This is a genomic window from Burkholderia sp. E168m23 (assembly GCF_016586125.1).
GTDB lineage: Bacteria > Pseudomonadota > Gammaproteobacteria > Burkholderiales > Burkholderiaceae > Burkholderia > Burkholderia orbicola.
The window spans coordinates 1-6,628 of sequence record NZ_BCPP01000334.1 but is presented as its reverse complement, the minus strand read 5'-3'; the positions used below and the strand labels follow the sequence as shown (position 1 = coordinate 6,628).

The following is a 6,628-nucleotide window of genomic DNA, read 5'->3' as shown; positions in this document are numbered from 1 at the left end:
CGAAAATCTAGCGAATCGCCGTAGTGCAGCGTGTTCGTCCGCGTCGCTGCGGTTAAATCAAAAGACTGGACTAAACATGTAGAACTAGTCGTGGAGCGCTTCTGGACGCGGGTTCGATTCCCGCCGCCTCCACCAAATACCCGCCAAACGTTCACCACGTTTCGCAAAGAAAACCCCGCCGAGCGTTGCTCCGCGGGGTTTTTTCTTGCCTGCGAGACGCACCCGCCCCACCCCTCCGAAAAAGCGCCCAGCCCCGGACGGGCCGGGCGGAATGCCACCGGTGTCGCGGCGGCAGGAGGTGACGGATGTTCTGCCGCGCCGGCGCCATCATTGGTTGCGCCGAATGGCGGCCGGCCCGGGGCGCAGGCGTCGGGCACGACGCATCGCCGCGCCCGTGTTCGCCCATACCAGACAACGTGCGGCTTAGCTGCCGCGATACAGCGACTTCATTTCTTCCGCGCTGGCCGGGCGCACGCCCATGGCGCGCGATCCGGACGCCGAAGCGCCCTGTGCCTGCGCACCGTAGCCGCTGGCGTCGGCGCCTTGCGCTTGCGCCAGCGCGCTGCGCTGCTGCTCCGCGATACGTGCCGTTGCGGCCTGGATCGCTTCCGGATAATGCGGATCTTCGCCGCGGGCGGTGTTGTAACCGGCCTGCTGGAGTTGAACCAGTTCGGCACGAACCTGCGCACGGGTGATCGTCGAACCCGACTGGGCGAACGACACGACCGGGGCAACGAGAGCAGCGGCAACGACAACGGCTTGAACGAGCGACTTCATGATGACCTACCTCCAGATTTGTCTGATTCGGCGGTGAACACCTTGATCAGCGCCGACAAACCGAAGTTTATGTAGGTAGATGCTTAAGAATAAGGCAGGTTTCAGGAAGACATCCTTCCTGATTTACGGGTTAACCCTATATTCCTGTCGGAACGGCAACGCGGGCGATCGGTCGCTTCGTCCGCCCCCGCGTTGCGAGAAGGCTCGCCGAAAAGCACGAGCCCCGCGAGGCGACGGGCTTCGCGGGGCTCGAATAAAGCGGAATCGGGGCGGAACGTGCGCAGCCGTCTATCAGTCGATCGAGCCGCTGCGCAGAAGACCGCGCCCCATTCAGGCGCAGACGCGCCGCCTGCGCGTTACCGGGTATCCATCGGGCACTTCAGGTTGCAGCCGTTCGGGTCGCCCAGGTCACCCTTGCGGCGCAATGCCGACTTCTTGCCGCTCTGGTATTTCTCGGAAGGCGCCGACGCCGCGAACGGCATCTGCGGATGTTCGTTCAGGCGGAACTGTTCGCTCAGGATCCCGCCGGGCACACCCGGGGAATTCTGCGCGAACGCAAGCGGCGAAGCGACGATCAGCAGCCCTGCGGTCAACGCTGCCGCGGCAAGGGGAACGGAAAATTTCATGGCGGGATGACGCCTGAACGGCGTGCTTGTTGGAACGTTGATCAAGCGGCAAGCGTAGCGCAAATCCCCCACTGCTGCAGCGCGGTCCGGTCGCGTTCTCGTTACGGGGAATTGCGATCCGGCACGCTCGTGCCGTCGCTGCCGGCAAGCCCCGTCGCGATGTGTTCCAGCGCGCCGCACGCGGCCGGATCGTAGCCGTCGAGATGCGCGACGCGCTCGACGAACCGCGCGTCGCGCAGCAGCGCCAGCACATCGGCGAGCGGCCGCACATCGAGCCGCGCACGTTCGCACGCGAAGTAATAATCCTCGTCGACGATCGGGATGAAGTCGAGCCCGAAGTGACGGGCGGCCGGCTCGACGCCGAAACCGAGATCGGCCATGCCGCTCGCGACGAACGCCGCGATCGCCGAATGCGTGAGTTCGGCCGACGCATAGCCGTCGATGCGCTCAGGATCGATGCCGATCGCGCGCAACGCGAGATCCAGCAGCATGCGCGTGCCCGACCCCGGCTGGCGATTGACGAAGCGGATGTCGTTGCGCGCCAGATCCGCCAGCCCGCGCACTTGCTTCGGATTGCCGCGCGGCACGAACAGCCCCTGCTGGCGGCGCGTCAGGTGGATCAGCACGTGGCGTGTGTCGTCGAGCCAGGGCCGGTAGATTTGCGCGCACTGCGCGCGAAACGCGCCGCGCGGCAAATGGAAGCCGGCGAGGTCGCATTCGCCGCGCGCGAGCGCCTGCACGGCCTCGACGCTCTCGCGATATTTGATGTCGACGGCCGCCTGCGCATCGACGAGCGCGGAGACCAGCGTCGCGACCGCATAACCATGCGACGCATGAATGCGCACGGCGCCGTCGCGCTGCGCGAGCCGCCGGTTCAGCTCACTGGCCACCTCGGCCGCGAGCGTGCGCAGATTCCCGTCGAGGCGGCTGCGTGCCAGACGCTGCGCATCGACGACGGCCTGCCCCAGCGCCGACAACGTCGAACCCTTGCCGCGCGCGGTTTCGATCAACTCCCCGCCGATGCACGATTCCAGCGCGCGGAGCATGCCCCATGCATGCCGGTACGACAGTCCCTTGGCTTGCGCGGCCTGCGCGATGCTGCCCGTCTCCGCCACGAGTTCCAGCAGTGGAGCGACGTCGGACAGACTGGCCGAGCGGCCTTCCGTGTCGCGTACGGTCAGATACGCGTCGCATTCGATTCGAATCAATTATGCACTCCAATTTCCTATTGCGACCGCGAAATCTTCCGCTTATCGTTGGTCAAAATCAATCAGAACCAAGTCCCGCTGCGCCATATATGAATTGCGAGCGCATATGAGACTTTGGAGGAGCATAACGATGTCCCCGAATTCCCCTGCGCCCGACGTGCTCGTCGAGCGCCATGCGCGCGCCGGCCGGTCGCTCGTCGCGATCCTGCACGCGATCCAGGACGACGCGGGCTACGTGCCGCCGGGCTGCGTCGCGCCGCTCGCCAAGGCGCTGAACCTGTCGCGCGCGGAAGTGCACGGCGTCCTGACCTACTACCATCACTTCCGCACCGCGCCGCCCGCCCGCGTGACGATCCAGATGTGCCGCGCCGAAGCGTGCCGCAGCATGGGCTGCGAAACGCTCGCCGCCCATGCGGAAGCCCGCACCGGCTGCCGGTTCGATGCCGCGCACGGCGATGCCGCCGCGCCCCGTACGCCGGACGACGTCGCGCTCGAATCGGTCTATTGCCTCGGACTGTGCGCGCAATCGCCGTCGATGACGGTCAACGGCGTGCTCCACGCCAAGGTCACGCCGGAGAAGTTCGACGCGCTGCTGGCCGACGCGGTCGCCCACACACCGGAGGCCGCATGACGACCCGCATCTACGTTCCGCGCGATTCGTCCGCGCTGGCGCTCGGCGCCGACGCGCTCGCCACCGCGATCGTGGCCGAAGCCGAACGGCGCGGCATCGCGGTCGAACTGATCCGCAACGGGTCGCGCGGGCTGCTGTGGCTCGAGCCGCTCGTCGAGGTCGGGACGGCCGCCGGCCGCGTCGGCTATGCGAACCTGTCGGCCGCCGACGTGCCGGCCCTGTTCGACGCCGGCTGGCTCGAAGGCGGCACGCATCCGAGCAGTGTCGGCCTCGTCGACGCGCTGCCCTACCTCGCCCGTCAGCAGCGGCTCACGTTCGCGCGGATCGGCCTGACTGATCCGCTGTCGATCGACGACTACCTGCAGCACGGCGGCCTCGCCGGCCTGAAGAACGCACTGGCGCTCGATGGCGACGCCGCCTGCGAAACGCTGATCGAATCGGGGCTGCGCGGCCGCGGCGGCGCGGCGTTCCCGGCCGGCATCAAGTGGCGTACCGTGCGGCAAGCACGCGCCGCGCAGAAATACATCGTATGCAACGCGGACGAAGGCGATTCGGGCACGTTCTCCGACCGCCTGCTGATGGAATGCGATCCGTACTGCCTGATCGAAGGGATGATCATCGCGGGCGTCGCCACCGGCGCGACGGTCGGCTACATCTATGTGCGCAGCGAATACCCGCACGCGATCGCGACGCTCGAAGCCGCGATCGTCCGCGCGCGTGAAGCCGGCTGGCTCGGCGAGCACGTGCTCGGCTCCGCGCATGCGTTCGAGCTGCACGTCGCGAAAGGCGCGGGCTCGTACGTATGCGGCGAGGAAACGGCGCTGCTCGAATCGCTCGAGGGCAAGCGCGGCGTCGTGCGCGCGAAGCCGCCGCTGCCCGCGCTCGCGGGCCTGTTCGGCCAACCGACCGTGATCAACAACGTGATCACGCTCGCGACGGCGCCCGTGATCTTCGCGCGCGGCGCCACGTTCTATCGCGACTACGGGATGGGCCGCTCGCGCGGCACGCTGCCGTTCCAGCTTGCCGGCAACATCCGTCACGGCGGCCTCGTCGAGCTCGCGTTCGGCGTCACGCTGCGCGAACTGCTGTTCGACTTCGGCGGCGGCACGGCCAGCGGCCGGCCGGCACGCGCCGCGCAGGTCGGCGGCCCGCTCGGCACCTACCTGCCCGACCATCAGTGGGACGTGCCGCTCGACTACGAGGCGTACACGGCGATCGGCGCGGTCGTCGGCCACGGCGGCATCGTGCTGCACGACGACACGTCGAATCTCGCCGAGCTGGCCGAATACGCGATGAAGTTCTGCGCGATCGAATCGTGCGGCAAGTGCACGCCGTGCCGAATCGGCTCCACGCGCGGCGTCGAGACGATCGCGCGGATTCGCCACGGCGATACGTCGGAGCGGCAGGTCACGCTGTTGCGCGACCTGTGCGACACGATGCTCGCCGGCTCGCTGTGCGCGATGGGCGGCATGACCCCGTACCCGGTGCTGTCCGCGCTCGACCATTTCCCCGAAGATTTCGGGCTCGCTGCCGGCAAGGATGCCGCGTCGGGCCCGGTCAAGGCTGCGGCCTGACCCAGAAGGAGCCCTGCATGTCCCTCGACACGAATAACGTCCGCCAAGGCGGCTGCGGCTCGGGCCAATGCGCGTGCAAGAGCGCCGCCCAGGCGCGCGCATTCGATCCGTTCGACGACACCGACTACGGTACGCCGCAACGGCATGCCGACACCGACGTCACGCTCGAAATCGACGGCCAGCCGGTCACGGTGCCGGCCGGCACGTCGGTGATGCGCGCGGCGATCGAAGCCGGCGTCAACGTCCCCAAGCTCTGCGCGACCGATTCGCTCGAACCGTTCGGCTCGTGCCGGCTGTGCCTCGTCGAGATCGAGGGCCGACGCGGCTATCCGGCGTCGTGCACGACGCCCGCCGAAGCCGGCATGAAGGTGCGCACGCAGTCGGACCGGCTGCAGTCGCTGCGCCGCAACGTGATGGAGCTGTACATCTCCGACCATCCGCTCGACTGCCTCACCTGCCCGGCCAACGGCGACTGCGAGCTGCAGGACATGGCCGGCGTGGTCGGCCTGCGCGAAGTGCGCTACGGCTTCGATGGCGCGAATCACCTGAAGGACACGAAGGACGAATCGAACCCGTACTTCACGTACGACCCGTCGAAGTGCATCGTCTGCAACCGTTGCGTGCGCGCGTGCGAGGAAACGCAGGGCACGTTCGCGCTGACGATCGCCGCGCGCGGCTTCGAATCGCGCGTCGCCGCCGGCGAAAGCGAATCGTTCATGGCGTCGGAATGCGTGTCGTGCGGCGCGTGCGTGGCAGCCTGCCCGACGGCCACGCTGCAGGAAAAATCCGTCGTGCAGCTCGGGCAGGCCGAGCACTCGGTCGTCACGACCTGCGCGTACTGCGGCGTCGGCTGCTCGTTCAAGGCCGAGATGAAGGGCACGCAGGTCGTGCGCATGACGCCGCACAAGAACGGGCTCGCGAACGAAGGCCACGCGTGCGTGAAGGGACGCTTCGCGTGGGGCTACGCGACACACAAGGACCGCATCACGAAGCCGATGATCCGCGAGAAGATCACCGACCCGTGGCGCGAAGTCAGCTGGGACGAAGCCCTCACCTACGCGGCGACGCAGTTCCGCAAGCTGCAGCAGAAGTATGGCCGCGATTCGATCGGCGGCATCACGTCGTCGCGCTGCACGAACGAGGAAACCTATCTCGTGCAGAAGCTCGTGCGCGCCGCGTTCGGCAACAACAACGTCGATACCTGCGCACGCGTGTGCCACTCGCCGACCGGCTATGGCCTCAAGACGACGCTCGGCGAATCGGCCGGCACGCAGACGTTCGCCTCGGTCGGCCAGGCCGACGTGATCGTCGTGATGGGCGCGAACCCGACCGACGGCCATCCGGTGTTCGGCTCGCGGCTGAAGCGGCGCATACGCGAAGGCGCGAAGCTGATCGTGATCGATCCGCGCCGCATCGACGTCGTCGACGGCCCGCACGTAAAGGCCACGCATCATCTGCAGTTGCGCCCGGGCACCAACGTCGCGATCGTCAATGCGCTGGCGCACGTGATCGTCACCGAAGGGCTGGTGGCCGACGCATTCGTCGCCGAGCGCTGCGATACGCGTGCGTTCGAGCAATGGCGCGACTTCGTCGCGCAGGCCGACAATGCGCCCGAGGCGACCGCCGACGTGACGGGCGTGCCGGCCGAACTGGTGCGCGAGGCCGCGCGCCTCTACGCGACGGGCGGCAACGCGGCGATCTATTACGGCCTGGGCGTGACGGAACACGCACAGGGCTCGACGACGGTGATGGGCATCGCGAACCTCGCGATGGCGACCGGCAACGTCGGCCGCGAAGGCGTCGGCGTCAATC

General features: G+C 67.7%; 6 protein-coding genes and 1 other RNA gene. 4 read left to right on the top strand and 3 right to left on the bottom strand.

The genetic code is table 11. The features are described from left to right. Nucleotides 1-135: a transfer-messenger RNA gene (gene ssrA / locus JMF90_RS18075) on the top strand; the annotation flags it as partial. Between the two features lie 288 nt (nt 136-423). On the opposite strand, the gene JMF90_RS18070 is transcribed toward ssrA, so the two are convergent. The 3 genes from JMF90_RS18070 to JMF90_RS18060 all read right to left on the bottom strand — a co-directional run bounded on the left by JMF90_RS18070 (nt 424) and on the right by JMF90_RS18060 (nt 2,611). After that, the gene (locus JMF90_RS18070) at nt 424-777 is read right to left on the bottom strand and encodes a DUF4148 domain-containing protein (protein WP_011544878.1); all 354 of its coding nucleotides are present in this window, start codon (nt 775-777) and stop codon (nt 424-426) included. A gap of 356 nt (nt 778-1,133) precedes the next feature. Continuing rightward, nucleotides 1,134-1,403, bottom strand: a complete 270-nt coding sequence (locus tag JMF90_RS18065) for a hypothetical protein (protein WP_006476587.1) — start codon at nt 1,401-1,403, stop codon at nt 1,134-1,136. A 101-nt stretch (nt 1,404-1,504) separates the two neighbouring features. Next, nucleotides 1,505-2,611 carry a substrate-binding domain-containing protein gene (locus JMF90_RS18060; protein WP_054927511.1) on the bottom strand — a complete coding sequence of 369 codons (1,107 nt, stop codon included), beginning with the start codon at nt 2,609-2,611 and terminating at the stop codon, nt 1,505-1,507. 130 nt (nt 2,612-2,741) lie between these two features. Here JMF90_RS18060 and JMF90_RS18055 point away from each other — a divergent pair, with 130 nt between their 5' ends. The 3 genes from JMF90_RS18055 to JMF90_RS18045 form a co-directional block, all read left to right on the top strand. Next, nucleotides 2,742-3,242 (top strand): NAD(P)H-dependent oxidoreductase subunit E, encoded by a 501-nt coding sequence (locus tag JMF90_RS18055; protein ID WP_006476589.1) that lies wholly within the window; start codon nt 2,742-2,744, stop codon nt 3,240-3,242. Next, complete coding sequence (locus JMF90_RS18050; protein WP_054927510.1) at nt 3,239-4,816, top strand: NADH-quinone oxidoreductase subunit NuoF; 1,578 nt, start codon at nt 3,239-3,241, stop codon at nt 4,814-4,816. The genes JMF90_RS18055 and JMF90_RS18050 overlap by 4 nt, the downstream gene beginning before the upstream one ends. 17 nt (nt 4,817-4,833) lie before the next feature. Further along, nucleotides 4,834-6,628: molybdopterin-dependent oxidoreductase (locus JMF90_RS18045; protein WP_201325283.1), on the top strand; the 1,795-nt coding region annotated here is incomplete at its 3' end.